We start from the raw sequence: 997 nt of genomic DNA, 5'->3' as shown, positions 1-997 counted from the left end.
CGCTCGATCGCCGCTTCGCGCGCGTAGATCGGCGCGTCGGCGCGGCCCGTCGCGTCCTCGATCGAGCCGCCGACCGCGCCGGCCTCCGCCGCGAGCCGGATCGTTTCGGCCACCGTGTCGGGCGCGTCGCCGAAGCCGTTCTCCAGATCGGCGCTGACGGGCAGGCCGCCCGCGGCGACGATCTCGCTAATGTGATCGAGCATCGCGTCGCGGTCGATCGCATTGTCGGGCTGCCCTTTCGAAAACGCGTAGCCGGCACTCGTGGTCGCGAGCGCCTCGAAGCCGGCCATCGCGAGCAGGCGCGCGGTACCGGCGTCCCACGGGTTCGGGATGATGAAGGCGCCGGGGCGCGCATGCAGGGCGCGGAAGGCTTCGGCTTGGCGGGCTTGCAGGTCGGAACGGGTCATCGCGGACTCCGGAAGGAAAGTGACGACTGAGCTTACGCCGGTCGTGCACGCGACGTTTCAGCATTCGTCGAAATGTCGTCGCACAACTGGAACAACCCGGCTCGCCGACGGTACGCCAGCAGCCGGCAACGCGCGGGCCGGCGCCGCCCGCTGCCCGTCGCCGGCCCACGATCGTTCAGATCGATGCGGTCGGCCCGCCGTCGATGCCGAGCAACACGTCGGTAACGGCCTCGGAGAAACGCATCGCGCGACCGTCGATCAGCACGCCGTCCGGATTCGACGGGTCCCGCGCGGCTTGCGGCACGCCGTGCGCGAGCAGCACCCGCGCGCAAGCCTCCCAGTCGGACGCGCCGACATGCTCCGGTTCGTTGACGGATGCCCACGACAACGTGCCGAGCGCGTCGCTCCCGAACCCGTGCATGTCGCGCCAATTCGCGCCGTGCGCGAACAGGAACGCCAGCAAGTCCGCATCGCCGCGGAACACCGCGTGATTCAGCGCGCTCGCATCCCAGTCGCCGCCCCGCGCGGCGATCGGCCAGCCCAGTTCGACCATGACCTTCACGGCGTTGCCCGAACCCCACGCGGCGGCA

Annotated in this window: 1 protein-coding gene and 1 pseudogene; both read right to left on the bottom strand. The window is 70.8% G+C overall.

Features of this window, described 5'->3' with window-relative positions:
- On the bottom strand, positions 1-407 hold a 407-nt coding region (locus G3N93_RS40400), incomplete at its 3' end, for an isocitrate lyase/phosphoenolpyruvate mutase family protein (RefSeq protein ID WP_206135567.1).
- A gap of 175 nt (positions 408-582) precedes the next feature.
- Positions 583-997, bottom strand: a pseudogene (locus G3N93_RS40395) (hypothetical protein); the annotation flags it as partial.

It is taken from the genome of Burkholderia sp. Se-20378, assembly GCF_017104665.1.
GTDB lineage: Bacteria > Pseudomonadota > Gammaproteobacteria > Burkholderiales > Burkholderiaceae > Burkholderia > Burkholderia lata.
This window is presented reverse-complemented; position numbering and strand designations above follow the sequence as displayed.